The 17,718-nt window shown below is 31.5% G+C and carries 14 protein-coding genes; 4 read left to right on the forward strand and 10 right to left on the reverse strand.

The annotated features are described in order from the left end of the window. The first annotated feature begins 9 nt into the window (after positions 1–9). The 4 genes from BUE10_RS16975 to BUE10_RS16990 all read left to right on the forward strand — a co-directional run bounded on the left by BUE10_RS16975 (position 10) and on the right by BUE10_RS16990 (position 4,212). Positions 10–1,596 (forward strand): SusD/RagB family nutrient-binding outer membrane lipoprotein, encoded by a 1,587-nt coding sequence (locus BUE10_RS16975; RefSeq protein ID WP_073486993.1) that lies wholly within the window; start codon positions 10–12, stop codon positions 1,594–1,596. A 90-nt stretch (positions 1,597–1,686) separates the two neighbouring features. Further along, the gene (locus tag BUE10_RS16980) at positions 1,687–2,736 is read left to right on the forward strand and encodes a sialidase family protein (RefSeq protein ID WP_073486995.1); all 1,050 of its coding nucleotides are present in this window, start codon (positions 1,687–1,689) and stop codon (positions 2,734–2,736) included. A 17-nt stretch (positions 2,737–2,753) separates the two neighbouring features. Continuing rightward, the gene (locus tag BUE10_RS16985; RefSeq protein WP_073486996.1) at positions 2,754–3,086 is read left to right on the forward strand and encodes an L-rhamnose mutarotase; all 333 of its coding nucleotides are present in this window, start codon (positions 2,754–2,756) and stop codon (positions 3,084–3,086) included. A 154-nt stretch (positions 3,087–3,240) separates the two neighbouring features. Further along, positions 3,241–4,212, forward strand: coding sequence for a M20/M25/M40 family metallo-hydrolase (locus BUE10_RS16990; RefSeq protein WP_073486998.1), 972 nt, complete (start codon positions 3,241–3,243; stop codon positions 4,210–4,212). Between the two features lie 303 nt (positions 4,213–4,515). Here BUE10_RS16990 and BUE10_RS16995 read toward each other — a convergent pair whose 3' ends face one another. The 10 genes from BUE10_RS16995 to BUE10_RS17040 all read right to left on the reverse strand — a co-directional run bounded on the left by BUE10_RS16995 (position 4,516) and on the right by BUE10_RS17040 (position 17,716). Continuing rightward, a complete protein-coding gene (locus BUE10_RS16995) occupies positions 4,516–4,983 on the reverse strand; it encodes a hypothetical protein (protein WP_073487000.1) in 468 nt (155 codons plus the stop codon). An 85-nt stretch (positions 4,984–5,068) separates the two neighbouring features. Then, a complete protein-coding gene (locus BUE10_RS17000; protein WP_073487001.1) occupies positions 5,069–8,671 on the reverse strand; it encodes a DUF6443 domain-containing protein in 3,603 nt (1,200 codons plus the stop codon). 6 nt (positions 8,672–8,677) lie between these two features. Continuing rightward, positions 8,678–11,827, reverse strand: a complete 3,150-nt coding sequence (locus BUE10_RS17005) for an RHS repeat domain-containing protein (protein WP_073487003.1) — start codon at positions 11,825–11,827, stop codon at positions 8,678–8,680. 198 nt (positions 11,828–12,025) lie between these two features. After that, positions 12,026–13,162, reverse strand: coding sequence for a type II secretion system F family protein (locus BUE10_RS17010; protein ID WP_073487004.1), 1,137 nt, complete (start codon positions 13,160–13,162; stop codon positions 12,026–12,028). Continuing rightward, positions 13,152–13,628, reverse strand: a complete 477-nt coding sequence (locus tag BUE10_RS17015) for a PulJ/GspJ family protein (RefSeq protein WP_073487006.1) — start codon at positions 13,626–13,628, stop codon at positions 13,152–13,154. The genes BUE10_RS17010 and BUE10_RS17015 overlap by 11 nt, the downstream gene beginning before the upstream one ends. Further along, on the reverse strand, positions 13,610–13,954 hold the full coding sequence (locus tag BUE10_RS17020) for a hypothetical protein (RefSeq protein WP_073487008.1): 345 nt from the start codon (positions 13,952–13,954) through the stop codon (positions 13,610–13,612). Before BUE10_RS17020 ends, BUE10_RS17015 begins: the two co-directional genes overlap by 19 nt. Further along, the gene (locus tag BUE10_RS17025; protein WP_073487010.1) at positions 13,942–15,225 is read right to left on the reverse strand and encodes a hypothetical protein; all 1,284 of its coding nucleotides are present in this window, start codon (positions 15,223–15,225) and stop codon (positions 13,942–13,944) included. Before BUE10_RS17025 ends, BUE10_RS17020 begins: the two co-directional genes overlap by 13 nt. Next, the gene (locus BUE10_RS17030) at positions 15,222–15,707 is read right to left on the reverse strand and encodes a hypothetical protein (RefSeq protein WP_073487012.1); all 486 of its coding nucleotides are present in this window, start codon (positions 15,705–15,707) and stop codon (positions 15,222–15,224) included. The genes BUE10_RS17025 and BUE10_RS17030 overlap by 4 nt, the downstream gene beginning before the upstream one ends. A gap of 7 nt (positions 15,708–15,714) precedes the next feature. After that, complete coding sequence (locus BUE10_RS17035) at positions 15,715–16,830, reverse strand: hypothetical protein (protein ID WP_073487014.1); 1,116 nt, start codon at positions 16,828–16,830, stop codon at positions 15,715–15,717. A gap of 1 nt (position 16,831) precedes the next feature. After that, positions 16,832–17,716 carry a hypothetical protein gene (locus tag BUE10_RS17040; RefSeq protein ID WP_143055996.1) on the reverse strand — a complete coding sequence of 295 codons (885 nt, stop codon included), beginning with the start codon at positions 17,714–17,716 and terminating at the stop codon, positions 16,832–16,834. Positions 17,717–17,718: the final 2 nt, after the last annotated feature.

Genomic DNA, 17,718 nt, shown 5'->3' on the forward strand with positions numbered 1-17,718 from the left:
AGAGATATCATGAAATATAGTTTTAAAATAAAAACGTTAGGGGTTGCATTAATGGCAGTTTCGATTTTATCAAGCTGTACCGGCGACTTTGATGAAATAAACAAAGATCCTAATTCATTGACTGAAGATCAGTTAGATGCTACGTTAGCAGGGCCTTCATTTGCATCAGCGCTTTATGCGGGTATTCATAACGGGTCTTACTCATCGCCTGGTGTTGATGATCAGGGAACATGGGGTATTGCTACAGGTATTTTATCTTCTACTTTTGTTCAATACTTAGATTGTAGATATGGTACAGAGAGAAATGCATTCGTAAACGGTTACGAAGGCCGTGGATGGTTAAGATTTTACACCGTTGCAGTTCCTGCTTTAAACAATGCTATTAAAGCATCTGAAGGAAACGCTGAAGCTTTGGCAGTTCTTAAAATCTGGAAAGTTTTCATGTACAATCAAATGGTTGATGCTTACGGGCCAATTCCTTATACTGAAGCAGGAAACGGAAAAGAGAAAGTAGCTTATGACAGCGTAGAATTTATCTACACAGACTTTTTTAAATTATTGAACGAAGCAAATGCGACATTATCTTCTACTTCTGCAACAACTGTGGCTTCACTTCAGTCAAGCGACAGAGTGTATGCAGGAAGTGTAGCCAATTGGAGAGTTTTTGGTAATAGTTTAAGACTTCGTTTAGCTTTGAGAATTTCTGATAAAGAACCTGCAAAAGCAAAAACAGAAGCAGAAGCAGCTGTAGCTGCAGGTGTAATGCAGACAAACGCTCAAAGTGCTTATTTCAAAGCGAGCAACATTACTCCAAACAATTTAAATATGATTGTAAACAGCTGGGGTTATGTGATGACCGCTTCTATGGAAAGTATTTTGGTTGGATATAATGACCCGCGTTTATCAAAATGGTTTGCTCCAATCGATACAGGAGTTTACAGAGGTCAGCCTATTGGAGGTTTGCAAGATCAATTTGGGACGACTAAATTCTCAGCTTTCAATAATGATGTTTTGGGTAACGGATCTGCAGGAAATCTTAGTGAATCTAAAAATATTGAAATCTTCATGGCTTCTGAAAATTATTTGAGCAGAGCTGAGGGAGCTTTAAATGGATGGAACATGGGCGGAACAGCTCAAAGTTTATACGAAACTGGTATTAGATTGTCTTTACAGCAATGGGGAATTGTTGATAATACAGCAATTAACGCTTACATTGCAGGATCAACTTTGCCAACTTTACCAAACGTACTTACTGTTTATCCAACTTTAGACTTACAAGATATTCCGGTAAAATTACCTGTAGCTTGGTCTTCAACAGTAGCGAATCAGCGTACACAAATTGCGGTTCAGAAATATTTAGCAATTTTCCCTGAATCTTGGGAATCTTGGGCTGATTTACGCAGAAGTGATGCAAAAGTTATCTATCCGCCGCTTAATACAGATAATAATGATCCGGGAGTTGGAAAAAGCTTAATGAAACGTATCATTTATGTTACAAACGAATATTCTTCAAACAAAGACGCTGTTACAGACGGAATCTCAAAACTAGGAGGTCCTGATTCTGGAGGAACTAAACTTTGGTGGGATACAAAATAATTATTTGGTTGAGTAAAGATCCACACAATTTTTACTTAAAATGATAAAAGGAGAGGAAACTCTCCTTTTGTTTTATATAAAAGTTAGGTTATGAATTTAAAAAAATATGGGGCAATTGTTTTATTAGTTTCAGTTTTTCTTGCTTGTAAATCAATTAAAAATGAACCAAAAACAGTTAATATTACCCAAAATTATATTGCAGCAAATCCGGTTACGACTGCCAGTCATGCCTCAACATTGGCGGAATTAGAAAATAATACACTTTTGGCAGCTTGGTTTGGCGGAAAATATGAAGGTGCAAAAGATGTTAGTATTTATATTTCATCTTATAAAGAAAAAAAATGGTCGGCACCAAAAAAACTGATTGAGCCTTTGGTTAAAGACGGCGATACACTGCCATGCTGGAACCCGGTTTTGTTTAAAAGTAAAAGCCAGAATTTGTATTTATTTTATAAAGTGGGAAAAAATCCTAGAGAATGGTTTGGCGCCATGATTGTTTCAAAAGATGATGGAAAGAGTTGGAGTAATCCAAAATATCTTCCAAAAGGAATTTTAGGACCAATTCGGAACAAACCCATCGAAACTACTCCCGGAATTATTTTATGTGGAAGCAGTACAGAAAGTATCGACGATAATAAATGGCGCGTTTTTATAGAAACCTACACAGAAGCTTCAGACAGCTGGACAATTGTAGATATTTACGACAAGAAGAATTTCGATATTATTCAACCGACATTTTTAATTCATTCTGATAATGAAATCCAGATTTTATCCCGAAGCCGACATAATAAATTGATTTCATCTTGGTCTGAAGATAACGGAAAAACATGGCAGAAAACAGACAGCATTAATGTTGTAAATTCAAATTCTGGAGTTGATGCTGTAACTTTATCGAATAAATCTTTTTTATTGGTAAATAATCCGCTTAAGATGGGAAAAGACTGGTTTAACGGAAGAAATGTTTTAGATGTTGAATATTCTAAAGATGGTGTAAATTGGAAAAAAATATTTGATTTAGAAAACCAGCCAGAAGGCGAATTTAGTTATCCAGCGATTATTCAGACTTCAGATAAAAAAGTTCATATTTTGTATACTTATAATCGAAAGTTTATCAAGCACACAACATTTGATTTGAAATAAATTTTAAAAACAGAATTATGCAAAAATACTGTCTTGCCTTAGACTTAAATAACCACCCGGATTTAATGGCAGAATATATCGATTATCATAAAAATGTTTGGCCTGAAATTCAGAAAAGTATCAAAGATTCTGGAATTATCAATTTAGAGATTTACAATGTTAGCGATCGTTTGTTTATGATTATCGAAGCCAATGACGATTTCTCATTTACAGAAAAAGCAAAACAAGATGCCGAAAATCCAAAAGTGCAGGAATGGGAAACGCTAATGTGGAAATTCCAAAAAGCATTGCCGCAAGCCAAATCAGGAGAAAAATGGATTTTAATGAATAAAATTTTTGAACTTAAATGAGCTGGCACACGGATGAAACGGATTTGCTTCGCAAAGGCGCGGATGGACACAGATTTTTATTATAAAAAACTATAAAAAGAAATCCGTTTTAATCAGCGTTTTCGCGAAGCGAATCCGTGTCATCCGTGTACCATTTTAGACAACGAAATTAATTATGAAATTTTTGCAAAAGATCAACTTTGTTTACGGTTTGTTACTTTTTAGTTTTATTACAAATGCTCAAAAAAGCAACTTGCCTCAGACATTTTATAAACACGATAAATATCTTTCTTCAGATAAATTAGAAGGTCGTTTGGTTGGAACAAAAGGAAATAATGACGCAGCATCTTACATCAAAAAATATTTTAAAAAGTACGGATTAAAGGAATTTAACAGCAGCTATTATCAGCCTTTTAATGTATTTGTAAAAGAAGGAATCAACAAAACAAAATCAGATAGTGTTTCAACCCAAAATGTTTTAGGATATATTGAAGGATCTGACGAAAAGCTCAAAAACGAATTTATCGTTATTGGCGCACATTATGATCATTGGGGCTGGGGCGGAATTGGTTCCGGAAGCAAAAAGAAAGATACCATTGCGATTCATAACGGAGCAGATGATAATGCATCTGGAGTTTCGGCTTTGTTATGTATTTTGGAAGAAGTTTCTAAGTTGAAAATCAAACCAAAAAGAAGTATTATTTTTATTTCTTTTAGCGGAGAAGAAGAAGGATTATTGGGTTCGAAATATTTCATAAATCATTTGCCGATAAAAAAAGAAGCCGTAAAAGTAATGCTGAATATGGATATGGTAGGAAGATTAAATGCCGAAAAACAAATCTATATGGGCGGAGCAGGAACTTTCCCAAACGGAGTCGACCTAATGAAAAAACTAGGCCAAAACAGCGGATTAAATCCTGTTGTATTCGCCGGCGATGTTGGCGGATCTGATCATGTTTCTTTTTACAAAGCTTCGATTTCTGCAGTAGGTTTCCACACAGGCGGACATCCGCAATATCATACGCCAGAAGATGATATTGATTTAATTAATTTTGAAGGTGGTGCTTTGGTAGCGAAGTATATTTATAATGCTTTGGTAAGTATTGCTGATTATGATGAGGAATTGGTTTTTATAAAGCAGGATTAATATAAATTAAAAAGCGCTTTTATTATGAAGTGGCTTTTTTGTTTATTGACTTTGAGTGCGATTACGAGCGGGAAGACATTATAAAATTTAGCAATGCCGACCCCTGATAAGGTTTCCTTCTTTCATTGTATTCTTTTTCTACAATAATATAAGACTTAACTTGTTTGTTTTTATCATTTCAAGAAAAAGGGAAGAAAAGTTAGAGACTTTTGATACGCTTATAATTTCTAGTAACAAAAAAATGCGCAAAGTCAGAGACATTTGCGCAGCTTTTCAGTTGAACTCATCTCAAAGCGGGTGAAGTTATTTTTTAATTGAATCATATTGCTGTTTAGTAATTAAATTGTTTTTAATCATCTTATTTAACCAATATATTGCCTTTTTCTTCGCAGTATTATCCATCTTGCTTAAATTAAGAGTTGAATAATCACCATAATCATAACTTATGTTATATTTCCTACATAATGCTTGGAAATAATCGAAATAAGCTTTTTCATAGTGGTATTTTTCAGCCATTATTTTTGAATAAACCATTACACTATCTGTGCTTTCTTCTTTAGTTGACTCCATCATACTATAAAAAAGTTCATCATAAGAATCTCTATCTCCTTTTTTACGAATATTATAAGCCAAAGTATCTTTGATAGTAGTAATTTGATTGATCGTAATGACTTCTTCAGAATTAATGTTAGCTTTATTATCTTGTATATGTTTATTCTTTTGACATGAAAAAAAGGAAAGAAGTAAAATATACACAATTTTTAATTTCATAATTTATTTTTTTAATTGTTAAAATACTATTCCAGTGATGAATATTAAGGATATAAATTCTTAAATTAGTTATTATACATATTAACTAATTTACAACAGTTCCTTCTGACAATTTCCCAACAACGACTCTATTTTTTGGGACGTTTTGTCCATTGGTTTGATATATTAATCTCCCATACATAAATGTATTCCAATTACCAAATTGTCGTGTTTGAAAGCCATGAGTACCACGATCTTGAAGGGCATAATCGCCATTGAAATTTACATTTTTTGTTACTTGTGGTCCAATTTCTTTGCCTTTGGCAGAGAAACCATCTCTTTCGTCTGGTGCAATTATAGAAACCCCTATCATTTCTTTTGAAGCTGAAATTTTGGCGGCTACAGGATCAGTTAAATTTCCATTTGAGTCGAGAGTATAACGGCCAGTTCGACAAGCGTGTATTACTATAGTAAATCCTTCTTTGCTTTTCGAATTTTTCCATAAGCTACTTGTTTGATTGAGGGTTTTATTTAAAATAGCCCCCGAATTAATTGTAGTTTCTCCCTTTTTTCCATAATCATTATAAAATTCTGCAGGATTTCCGTGGGCGAAAACATGAATTGTTTTTGTTATCGGATCATCTTTATATTGCCCACTATTGGCGGCCATAATTACAGGCTGATTATGGGCTGAATCTTTCAATAAAACAACTTCCAGACCTTCTAATTCTACACCATCAATTACTCTGTTTTCAGAAAAATTATAATGTGATTGATATGCATATTTTTCGCTTAAAGGGTCTGCATTCATAAATCTTGCTATAGTAGTATCATAATTTCTCCATTTAAAACTATCCCAGGTAAGTCCTAGTTCTTCTTGACGTTCTTGATTTTGGTATTTATAGTTTAGTGCATCATTACTGGACTTTTTAATATTATTATAACCTTCTTGTTTTAATCCAAAAGCATAAAAGTTATTTTCCTCTTGTATAGCGAGTGTTTTGTCATAACTTAAACGTACATTTCCTAATTGGTCCTTATACTGGAATATATATTTATATGAATTTCCAACAGGTTCTACATAACCTTCTGAAGTTGGAAAAAATTTTAATAGAGAATTTTTATACTGATAACCCTCTAAATAATCGGTTGTTGTAACACTAGGTGGCGAGGTGATGGTAATTGTTTTCTGCAATTTTTGACCATCCGCATTATAAAGGTATGTAATGCTGCCTGTTTGCAAGATTATTTTAGTTGGGAGATTAAAATGATTATAGACAATATCTGTAATACCTTTATTGGCATCAGTAATCATATTTCCATTTGAATCGTAGGTATAGTCAGTAGTAGTATCAATGACACCTGTACCAATTACATCATCCTTAAAACCAAAGGTTTTACTTCCCAGATCTGAGACCATCTGCAGGCGATTTCCACCATCATAAGTATAATTAAGATCATCCATTAGACCAAAGTTGGTTGGAATACTAATAGAGGCATTATTAACTAAATGTCCCGTACGTTTTAAGGTAACAATATTTCCATTTTTATCATAGGTAACATTCTCGTTAAAGAAACCTGTATTATCAGTAGCGCTTTTTAAACGACTTAAATTGTCATATGTATACACATAATTTTTAAGGGTTTTATCTAAATTATCTGTTAACCAGAAAGTTTGACTGATATTTCCGTTATATAATTTTTTGGTAACATCTGCGATGCCATTATAATTAATTTTAAAAGCAAATAAATCTTTAGGATCACCGACTATACTCAGTGAACTTATATCATTGATATTGGTTAACCAGCCACGTATGTTGTATTTATAATCTACTTTTTGTGTAGGTGATTCTACAGTATTTCCTATTTTTTTATAAATTAGGTTTCCTAACTCATCGTATGTATTATTCGTAATAAGTTCTGCTGCATCATTATTAATTTGATGAGTCTGTGTCAGAAGACGTCCTTGTGATAGATAAGTAAACGATTCTTTTGTTGTCAATTCTGTATCAGAGGATAACCTTTTGTGTTTGGTAATGCTGTATTGTAGTTGTCCTGAAAAAGGTTCAAGTTTGTTATCGGTATAGGTATACCCCCCCAGGTAGTTTTTGAGATAATTCCGAATAGGCCTTGCTTTTTCGTCGTAAAAGATAGCCTTTGTTTCTCCTAGATTTGAATTGTTGGTAACCAATATTCTTTTCCAGAAAGCTGTTGCAAGACCCTTTAACTGATTTGATGATAAAGCATTTTGTCCCTCTATACTAGTTGGTATTGAAATTGCCGTACTTGGAAAGATATAATTGTCGTAGTAGTTTACAGAAAGAAGTTTGAAAGTAGTTGGAGTAACTAAATTACTATAATAAGCCTCTATACCATCGAGTGTTCCATTTGGTTGTTTAGTTTCATTAATGATAATACGATTTGGATCATTTTGATCAGTCTGTAATGAAATTCTTCCCGAAGTATTTGCAGCAACAGAATTCATCCAGCCTGTATAAACTGGACGATTAAAAGCATCATATTTGGTAATAAGCCATCCAATTGCAGAAATATCTGAAAAAGGAGAATTAGCAGGTCCTGTCGCTACGATACGGTCTAGCTTATCATATATTATAAACTCCCATTGAGCCCCTGGCAGCTTTTTTTCTACTAATCTGTTTTTTGTGTCGTATTTGTATTGGTAACATAAATCATTTAAAATAGAAGTAGTAATACCTCCATCTGCTTTTGGAGGTAGTATAAAGCTCAAATTACCATAATCATCATAAATATAATATGTTTCGTGTGTGGTATTAATCTCTACGTTATTTACTACTGACACTCCATACGTTTTTTTTAGTATTAGATGGCCCTGCTTATCTTTAAATTCTTCTGTAGTATTGTTGCTTCCACTAATCCAGTTTTCGTTTTTTGTGATAGTCTTATATAGTTGTCCAACTCCATAATACCCAACGAAGGATAATGAAGGAGTGAATGTATTATTGGCTAAATTTAGAGTTATTCCATATAGTTTTACTTCATTTGCTAAATTTGTTTGATAGTCAACCTTAATTTCATGACCATTGCCCAATGCCCAATCTGCTCCCGGAGCGCAATATTGTAAAATACGGTCTTCTGACGAATTTTCAAATCCTTTTTGAGAAAATGGGTTTGGATTGACACTATTAATCTCGCTAGGATAATTCGCAACATAATAATTATTTGTATTTGTAGCTGCGTTATTTCGATAAGATGCTGTAGGTTCTGAAATATCTGTGTAAGGCAAATAATTCTTATCATTTCTGCCAATATTGTCATATCCTATATGAGTTATAATATCTTTATATGAAGGTGATGCCTTTATGGCGATTTCTTGCATTGGCCGACCTAAGCCATCAAAATATATAATACTTTCGTCAACGTCTTTATTAGAAGAGATTTCAGAACTATTTTTTAATGCTTTATTATAATTACGAGTAAAGATGTAGTTCTCATTACTAAAATTTAATGCCGTATACGCATCTGAAGAAATTTTTGCAACAAAACTACTTCCAAATTGTATAGTTGAACTAGGTTTTATAATAATACTTTGAGTAGCAATAAGAGTTTGTAATCCCATCTCAGGTGTAACTGTGTAATCTGTTTTTATTATATTTTCTGAGGTCTGAGCAATTAAGGTAGTACTTATAAAAAACAATAGTATTGGTAAGAATCTTAATGTATTTATCATCTTATATTAGTTTTTATATTTATATATATTTTCAGAAATAATATTTCCATCTCTATCTTTTACAAATTTAAGACGATTGAGTTCGTCATATTCATAAGTTGTAATATAGCCTTTAGGGTCCGTAATACTACTTATACCAACAAGCGGTTTGTAGGTATAGGTAGTTACCATAGCAGCAGGTAAATTTATCCTCAATTTATTAAGTTCAGTTATCAATAATTGTTCGTCAGATCCATTTGAAAGATTTTGAATAGTAGTAATGTAAGGATCTACCTGAGCCGAGCTTGCATTTTCAATCTTTGCTATTGGTTTTGTTTGATTATATCCCCATATATATACGGTCGGTGTACCGTCTTTTTGAGTAACCTCTTTTAAATTTCCATTTGAGTAATAGCTTTTGAAAATTACATCTTCAAAATAATTAACTGATTTTGTAAAGTCAAGAACAGGCTTGTTTTCTTTTAAATATGAGTCTACAAAAGCTGTATTTGATCTTTCAAGATTATATATTTTTGATTTTACGATATTGGTATTATCATATGCATACTCTGTTAATGAAGATGAAATAACTTTTTCCGTTCCATCATTTAATGTTTGTTTTACTTCTATAGGAAATTGTAGGTTATTGTCATTCATTCCTTTTAAAACATAAGCAAAACCATTTAAGATGTAGTTGTTTTCGGTTTGACACTGACACCAAACGTTATAACAGTTTTGATCTGTCCCGCACTTATATTTATTATCTATTTCGCATTGTTTTCTATAAGCGACACAATCAACAATATATTTTAAATTTGTATTATAATCTGATGGATATTTGTAATAAGTTGAGAACTCTTGTCCTTTGCTGTTTGTAGATTTAGTTTTTCTAACAAGATTATTGATAGGATTGTATTCTGTTTCATCAATAATCGTGATCGGGTTCAACTCATCATTATCATATGTTGTTGTAATTTTTTTAGAGATATTATATTGGTAACTGAATATTCTATAGCCATGACTAAAATCCATTACCCAGTTATCACCAGAACTATATTGATTAAAACGATTAGGATTTTCATTATAAAAATAAGAAGTACTGCTTACTTTTTTCTTGTTAGAATTAAAAACACTAAATTCTTTTAATTTGCCTCTTTCTATTGAAGTATCATCAAAGCGAAGAGCATTCATAACATGTGATTTATTATCGGGATTCGCTAAAAAAGTATTAAGTTCTGTTGATTGAAGGTTGGTTATATCAGGATTAGTTACATTGGTATTAAATTTTGAAATTTTAAATCCACCATTTTGATACACTTCTGCAACTTCAGAATAAGTAATATAATTATCATTATAATTCATATAGCCTATGTTATTCCCTGTAAGAGAGTATACTCTCCATTGAGAAGCCGAGTAACTATAATAAACTAATACGCCAATCCAACCAGATGATGCTGGTCTTACAAAAGTCATTCGGGTTACATATTTTGGCCAAAAATTCACAATACCACTTGATATTCCTGGAGTAGGATTATTATAATTTTGGACATATTTAAATTCACGACTATTTATATTTCCTTTTGAGTCATTATCTGTAATTTTTGAAACCCTAACACCTCCAGCAAGTGGAACATTCGCATAGTCATATAATTTTGGAAAAAAGTTATTGTCAGACTTTCTTTCTAATTTTTTTGAATACGTATGTAGTTCATATTCAAATTCAGATGTCCCTTTTGTGGGATAAGTTACAGAGGTTAATACTGCAGTATTAGAATAAGAATTAGGTTCTTGTGTATTTGAAGTGTATACAATGTCCCCACTTTGGCTAAAGTTAAAAGTAGGAAGCTGTAATTCACCAGTATCATTTCCACCATTCCAAAAACCCCAATAATCCTTACTGTTAGTAAGTGGATTAGGTAGGCTTTGATTTTGTTTATAAGTGAATTTATAAGGATTTCCAAATTTTTCTTCAATATCTGTTAAAAATACCCTATTATAATAATTCTGATATTTAAAATTAAACTCTTTTATTGTTTGAGTATCGTATTTAACTTGTATTGTATTAAGTTTTAGGTTTTTTTGATTGAATCGTTGGTTTAACCCTATGCTGGTTAAATCACTTGCATCGTAAAAAGTAAAATCATTTTCCCCATAAGCAAAATTGATTGTTGTTTTATCAATAGTAATCTTTTCAAGGTAAGAGGTTTTCGTAGCAGTATGATATCTTCCAGATCTAGGCCCTCCAAGTCCTTGGCCACTTGTTTCGTTATATGATAAATTGAACCAGTTTCCAGCATTAAATAAATAATGTTGAGTATCACTAATGGTTCCAGATGGATTGTTGAAGTTCTTGTATTCATAAATAAGTTCTCTTCCATTCGGAGCTTTAACCTTTCGCAAATTCCATGATGTAATTTTTGGCGCTAGCCCATAGTCGTGATCCAAATCCAAACCTATTGAATATTCTAAATATTTTTTAGTTCCTCCAAAAGTATAAACATAACCTTTAGAGTCAGTAATTGTAATTTCTGAATCGACCAATTCAGATTCATGTGTAGCAGCATTACATCTTTGGGCTGCAAATTTAGTTAAATCAACTTTGAAATTTCCATCTGCTATTACATGAACTTCTCCATTAATGTCAAAGAAAAATTTTCCAGAATATCCCATAAAATTAAAATTGAACATATCTGGACTTGTTTCATAATTTTTTGAATTATACCTTATTTTTATATCTGGTAGAAAAATATAATCACTTGTTGATAGGCTTCTATTAAGAAAGGCCTTTTGTTTTGCTAATGCATAATAACCGGAAGTAATAACTTCCAAACAGCCACTACAACTTACCGATTGGTCAATTACATCATCAGGTAAGCCTTCTATTGAACGAGTTATACTTCCTCCAGTATTTATGTACCAGTCTAATCCAACTGCACTAGAGCGTTTGTTAGGTTTGAAACCAGATGAATTATAATTAATATCAACTCCAAAAGAGAAATCATTATCAGAATATTTATATATAGGTACTGAGAGATTTAATGAGCCTGTATACTGCGAAACAGGGATGTTTCCGTACCTAATAAAATCGTAAGTTTGAGGTGAAGGAATATCTACTCTATTTTGACTATAAGCAAAAAAACAAATAAATATTAAACTGGTTATTAAAATTTTTTTCATTGGCTGATTTAGAAATTGATTTACATTTTATTTTCCAAAACTAATGAATAATTCTGTCAAAAAAATTGTTATAATTTCAATTTTATAAAAAAAATGTTAATAATTTGTAATTAAATATAAGAAATCATTTATATTAATATTTAAATAATTGACTGTCAGAGTTTAATGCGGATAAGTCTTTTTAAGTTGGCTTATTTTTTACCCAATCGCACTGCTCAACTGAAACATTGGTAAATACATAGCAACCAATAAAACGGCTACTAAAACTCCAACAAAAAGAATAATAAAGGGTTCAAGAACAGTAGTCATAACTTTAGACTGCTGTACCACTTCCTGATTGTATTGTTCGCTTAGTTGTTTGAAAACATATTCAGTTTGATTGGTTTCTTCGGCTACTTTTACTAAGGATATAATTCGATTATCGAAGAGAGGAGTGTTTTTTAAGCTTGCGCTTAAACTATTTCCTTTTAAAATACTATTCTCTACTTGTTCAAGAGCTTCCTGAAGTGGTACAAAACGAATCATTTTTTTGACCATTTGAATACTGTTCAATAAAGGAACTTTCGCAGTTGTAAGTAGCGTTACTGCCTGAGTAAATTGTGCCAGATAAACCTTTGTCATAAAAGGCCCTAAAACTGGAATTTTTATAAGAAAATAATGCAATGCTTTTTTGTACTTATAATTGTCTTTAAAAAACTGAGTTGAAAAAATAAAAATAATTATTGCCAAGAAAAAATAGAGTCCGTATGTTTTGGTCCAGATGGATAATTTTACAATCATCTGTGTCAAAAAAGGAAGTTCCATATTGTTTTGTTTGAAGATATCCTGGAACATAGGTACGACATAACTCAACATAAAAATAACAACCAGAACCGCTGTACTTAATACAATAGAAGGGTAGGCGAGTGCAGCTACGATAATTCTTTTTTGTTCATTTTTGCGTTCAAAAAAGCGACCAAGTTCTTCACATACCTGTGCAGTAGTTCCTGTTTCTTCTCCAATTTGAATAGAATAATATTCGTATTCTGTAAATGATTTTGAAGTCATTAAAGCATCTGAAAAAGGTTTTCCGTTCACTACATCATTTAGAATTGTCTGAATTAAATCTTTATCAGCTTTTTTCTTTAATGACTCAATAATCAACGATAATCCTTCTTTAAAACTAACTCCAGCTTTTAGTAAAACAGCAAGTTCAAGATAAAAGGCCTGTTTCTTTTTATTATTGAAACTGTCACCAAAAAGAGTGATTTCTTTTTTTAACAGACTTTCAATACTATTCTCATTTTTAGATGGAACAGCTTTTTTATTGGGTGTGTTTTCTATTTTAAAGGCCATCTTCCTGATTCATAAAAAAGGTTAAATCATTTTTTTTCGAAACAAAAATCTGATAATCTGGTAATTCTGTTTCAGCAAATATTGATAAAGCGTCTATTTGCCCGTTGGTTATTTCTTTACCTTTGAAAAAAGCTTTTCTTGGAGCAATTTTCAATTTAATTGTATCCCGATTTCGCATACTAAATTTGTCCTGAAAGGAATAAGTTATCGTATCAATTTCTGAAATCATTATTAATAACTGTTTATCGCTATCGTACATTATATTATGTGGTTCATTAAAATCCTGCCAAAGTTTTTGTTCGAAGAGCGCCAGAGTACTCGTTTTTTCAAAATTGTTTTGGATAGTATGAATTTGTTTTTGAACAATTCGCAGAACACTAAATGCCATACCAACTACGATAGCAGTAATAATCATAACTACTATCATTTCTGACAATGTAAACGATTTTAATTTTCTTGCAGCCATATTACTTGTTGTTTTGTAATTTCTTTTTTAGAAATGTTATTTACTGCTGAAATCGAAATCATCTTTTTTGCAGATACAGCTTCCAATTCAATGCTGATATTCCAATTTTTATATTCTTCCTGATAGGGTAATTTGATAGTATTATTTTGAACTTCATATTCAAGTTCATTAATTCGGGTTTCAATACCATGGGTGTTTTTAGAGAAGGTATTAAACACTAGATTGTTTAATATTAAACTTGCCACAATGAAAATAATGACTACTAAAACTGTAGCTACAATAGCTTCGACCAATGTAGCCGATTTTATTTTTTTTAGTATAACCATTTTAAAACAGTTTTAGGTTGTTGCTCTAAAATTATACCTCCATAAATTGCTGGTACAGTTTCGTTTTCAATAGTAGCATTATAAACGTGATTCATAAAAATAGATCCAGCCTGATTGGCTACAAATTGCTTTGTATAAACCGATCCGGAAACTGTTCCTTTTATTTCAAAATTGCCATTGCAGTATACTTGTCCTTTTATTTTTGAATCTTTTTCTAAAACAATTTGAGTCTGAAAATCGGATGTTTCTTTTGTTTGGATATAAGTTACACATCCTTTTAAAACACTTCCTTCTCTTATAAAAATTTGATTTTCTGATAAAGTATTATAATTTGAGTTATTAGCAATGTTATTTTTATTGTCCTGAAATAGAAGTAAAGCCGATGGATAGCTTAAATTACATTTTTTGCCCAATGTAATTTTTTTAGATGCAATAGCCTGAAAATTTCCAATTGTTTCATCTTCAATTTCAATAATTGGCGCAATTAAGATTAAGTCATTTAGCAAAGCAGTTTTTCTAACTTTAATAGCCGTTTCTGATTTAATTATAATATTTCCAGATATAATTTTGTTTTCAAGTGTTATGGTATTTTGAGAATAAAACCCTTTTGTTTTTTCTTTAAAAGAATTTGTAATTTTTAAAGCTGAATTAAGATTGATATAATCTTCCTGACGATCTATTTTATATTCTTTTAGATAAAAATTTACGGCATCAAGAAAAGCTTTTTCAGGTTTTGGAAGTTCAGAAGTACTTTTTTCAATACGTCCATAAATTAATTGTGTGCCATAATAACTGTTTCCTGCTATATATCCTGAGTTTACACTTTGCGTTGGCAGATAAGCAATTCCTCGAATTTTAGTACTTCCTACTACAGTCAACGCATTATGTGTCTCCTGCAAAAACAAAGTAGGAGATTTATCTGCTGTAATAAGCGAACCAATTATAGCAGTTTTAGTAAATTTCTTCTTTCGGAATTGTGTTATTGTAATTCCTTTTTGAAATACTCCCCATTGTGATAAATGGGTTTTTATAGTTTGATTTTCTTTTTTTATGAAATCGCTTGTGACCGTATCAGTATTTAATTCCTTTTGTTCTAAAAGTGATTGCATTCCTATATCAGCAATCTGGATATTTTCAATGGCTCCTTTTGACTGCTCTTTCATGTATATAAATGTATATGCATATAAAACAAGACCAGCCAGAAGCAAAGCAATTAATACAGCAATAAAAACTGTAAACTGTAAAGCACCAGATTTAAGTTTTAATTTCAATCTTGGAGCATTATAAGGTTAAGGTTTCCTTTGTATTTAACATATACAGATTCTTTGTTGCCGTCTTTTAGAAAAATTTCATTTTCTGTATCGCCAATTTTCATATAGTAATTTTTACCGTCAATAATAAGCATATAGATTTTGCTTTTGCCTTTTGTGTCAGTAATTAAGCCTTTATAAATAATATTAGGCCAAACCAATGGATCTGGTTGCTTGATTACTTTTGCAGTTTTAGTTTTAGTTGTTTTTGCAGAGGAAACAGTTTCAGGATTATACATTTTTCCTAAAAAAGGATCTCTATAATTTACATTAATGGCAAATGATTCTCTTTTATTAATTTTTAAAGGTTTAAAATTAAACTCGGGATTGTTTTCAGGGATTATTTCATTTGAATTTGTAAATGAAAATACCTGAAATAAAACAGCACCCCAAACAAATAAAACGAGTGGTAAAAGAACGTATATGTTTTTTTTGTTTTTCATTAATGATTTATTTTTGACCTAATTCTTTTTCTATTTTCTCTATGCGCAAAACTAAAGTTTTTAATGCTTCAATTTCTTTTGCCTGGTCTTCAATTTTTTTATTTTGTTGAATAGAATAAAGTGTCAATTCTTCAATTTTCTGAAGCAATTTAGAATTCATTTCTCCCAGATTAATCCCATTTTTTAAAACTTCTTCTTCGTTTGGGATATCTTTTAGATGGCCTTTTTCAGCAATATGTTTTTCAACTTCTTCAAGTGTTGGCAGATTATATTCTTTTTTGAAAACAAAATCAGACCAACCTGTTGCCTGAACTTTTATTTCTCTTGCTCCAATAGATCCTTCTACCGCCAGTTTATGTGTTCCTGTTGTTAAAGTACCAATTCCTAAACTGCCATTTGATGTTAAGATCATTTTTCTATTACCATAAGAGTCCCATGCAAATAATGGTCTTGTAATTATAGAGGCAGCAGCTGTTCGTGAATCAAATGTCATAAGAGGATCTGTTCCAATATCCATGTTAGATTCTGTGGTAGCGGTTAAGTAAAGTATTGATCTACTGTCGCTAATACGATATCCTTGTATAGTAGGCATAAATTGATTATCAGTATTCGTACCATTACTAATCCTTATGTAATCTTGGTTAGCATCACTTACACTCAATTTTAGTAATGTTTCAGATCCAGCAATTGCAGGTGTTTTAACTTCAAGAGTTGATGAAGGAACAGAAATACCAATTCCTACATTACCATTTATAATTTGATTTCCATTAAAAGTATTTAATCCTCTTGTCGCTAATTCAACCCAATTTGTATTTGTAGAGGATAAATCACCAGCGACAATTTTTCTAAAAAATAAACGATCATTTATGGCAAAAGAAGAAGCTATTTGAAGTTGATAATTGTTTATAGTACTAATATGTCTTGCAGCAAACAAATGCTGCCATACATTGCTGTTATCAGGAGCCATACCTGACGTTGTTGTGTTTAATCCATTATAAATACCAGATTTGAGTGGTGCTGAAAAATCTGCTATAGTTGCCGGGGCATGTCCGTCTCCAATTTGCTGTGCATATGTAATGAAGCCAGAAATAACTAAAACTATTGTAGTTAATTTAAATTTCATATTATTTTTTTGATGCTATTATATTTTTAAGATTTTTTATTTCTTCGTTTTGTTTCTCATTTTGCTTTGCATTCTCCTTTTTAATCTCAATAATATAAAGAGTCAATTCTTCAATTTTTTGGAGTAGTTTAGAATTCATTTCACCTAGATTAATTCCATTTTTTAAAACTTCTTCTTCACTTGGAATATCTTTTAAGTGTCCTTTTTCACTGATATGCTTTTCTACTTCTTCAAGAGTTGGCAAATTGTATTCTTTTTTAAACACAAAATCAGACCAGCCTAGCATATCAACTTTTACTTCTTTAGAATGAATTGTTCCATTTACATCAAGTTTGTTTGAAGGAGTTATTGTTCCAATACCAACATTTCCATTACCTTTTATAATAAATGGAATCATATTACTCGCTCCAATATCTCGAACCCTAAAGAAACTACTTCGTGAGGCGTTTTCTGCTGTTCCAAATGAAGTTACGTCAATAGTGAAAGCATCAATTTGTTCTGCACTGCCTGGTACGCTTAAATTTATTTTTGTAGTGTTTAAAGTCTTAGCGATGAAATCAGTACTGGAATTATTTAGATTTCCAGAGTGCCAAATTTTATTCCATCCTTTCCATTGGCTTGACCATCTTCCGAAATATAATTCATTTGTTCCTATTCCGTTTACCAAACTAGCATAATTATTAACGTCAAAACCAAAATTTAATCCCTGATAATAATTTGCTCCTAGTGTATTATTTGTTGGAGAAACGGCAACCCATTGTCCATTTACTCCAGAAAAAGATTCTAGATTTGTTTCGACGTTTCTTGATGGAAAATAAGTCTGTGAATGCACTATTGTAGAGAATAAGATAAAGAGTATTGCAGATATATTTTTAATGATTTTCATGC

The sequence above is a fragment of the Flavobacterium sp. CF108 genome (genome assembly GCF_900129795.1).
Taxonomy (GTDB): Bacteria; Bacteroidota; Bacteroidia; order Flavobacteriales; family Flavobacteriaceae; genus Flavobacterium.

Coding starts and splice junctions, on each gene's coding strand:
- BUE10_RS17035 (WP_073487014.1), bottom strand. CDS start 16,830: ATGAAATTTAAATTAACTACAATAGTTTTAGTTATTTCTGGCTTCATT.
- BUE10_RS16980 (WP_073486995.1), top strand. CDS start 1,687: ATGAATTTAAAAAAATATGGGGCAATTGTTTTATTAGTTTCAGTTTTT.
- BUE10_RS17005 (WP_073487003.1), bottom strand. CDS start 11,827: ATGAAAAAAATTTTAATAACCAGTTTAATATTTATTTGTTTTTTTGCT.
- BUE10_RS16985 (WP_073486996.1), top strand. CDS start 2,754: ATGCAAAAATACTGTCTTGCCTTAGACTTAAATAACCACCCGGATTTA.
- BUE10_RS17040 (WP_143055996.1), bottom strand. CDS start 17,716: ATGAAAATCATTAAAAATATATCTGCAATACTCTTTATCTTATTCTCT.
- BUE10_RS17010 (WP_073487004.1), bottom strand. CDS start 13,162: ATGGCCTTTAAAATAGAAAACACACCCAATAAAAAAGCTGTTCCATCT.
- BUE10_RS16990 (WP_073486998.1), top strand. CDS start 3,241: ATGAAATTTTTGCAAAAGATCAACTTTGTTTACGGTTTGTTACTTTTT.
- BUE10_RS17015 (WP_073487006.1), bottom strand. CDS start 13,628: ATGGCTGCAAGAAAATTAAAATCGTTTACATTGTCAGAAATGATAGTA.
- BUE10_RS16975 (WP_073486993.1), top strand. CDS start 10: ATGAAATATAGTTTTAAAATAAAAACGTTAGGGGTTGCATTAATGGCA.
- BUE10_RS17020 (WP_073487008.1), bottom strand. CDS start 13,954: ATGGTTATACTAAAAAAAATAAAATCGGCTACATTGGTCGAAGCTATT.
- BUE10_RS17000 (WP_073487001.1), bottom strand. CDS start 8,671: ATGATAAATACATTAAGATTCTTACCAATACTATTGTTTTTTATAAGT.
- BUE10_RS17030 (WP_073487012.1), bottom strand. CDS start 15,707: ATGAAAAACAAAAAAAACATATACGTTCTTTTACCACTCGTTTTATTT.
- BUE10_RS16995 (WP_073487000.1), bottom strand. CDS start 4,983: ATGAAATTAAAAATTGTGTATATTTTACTTCTTTCCTTTTTTTCATGT.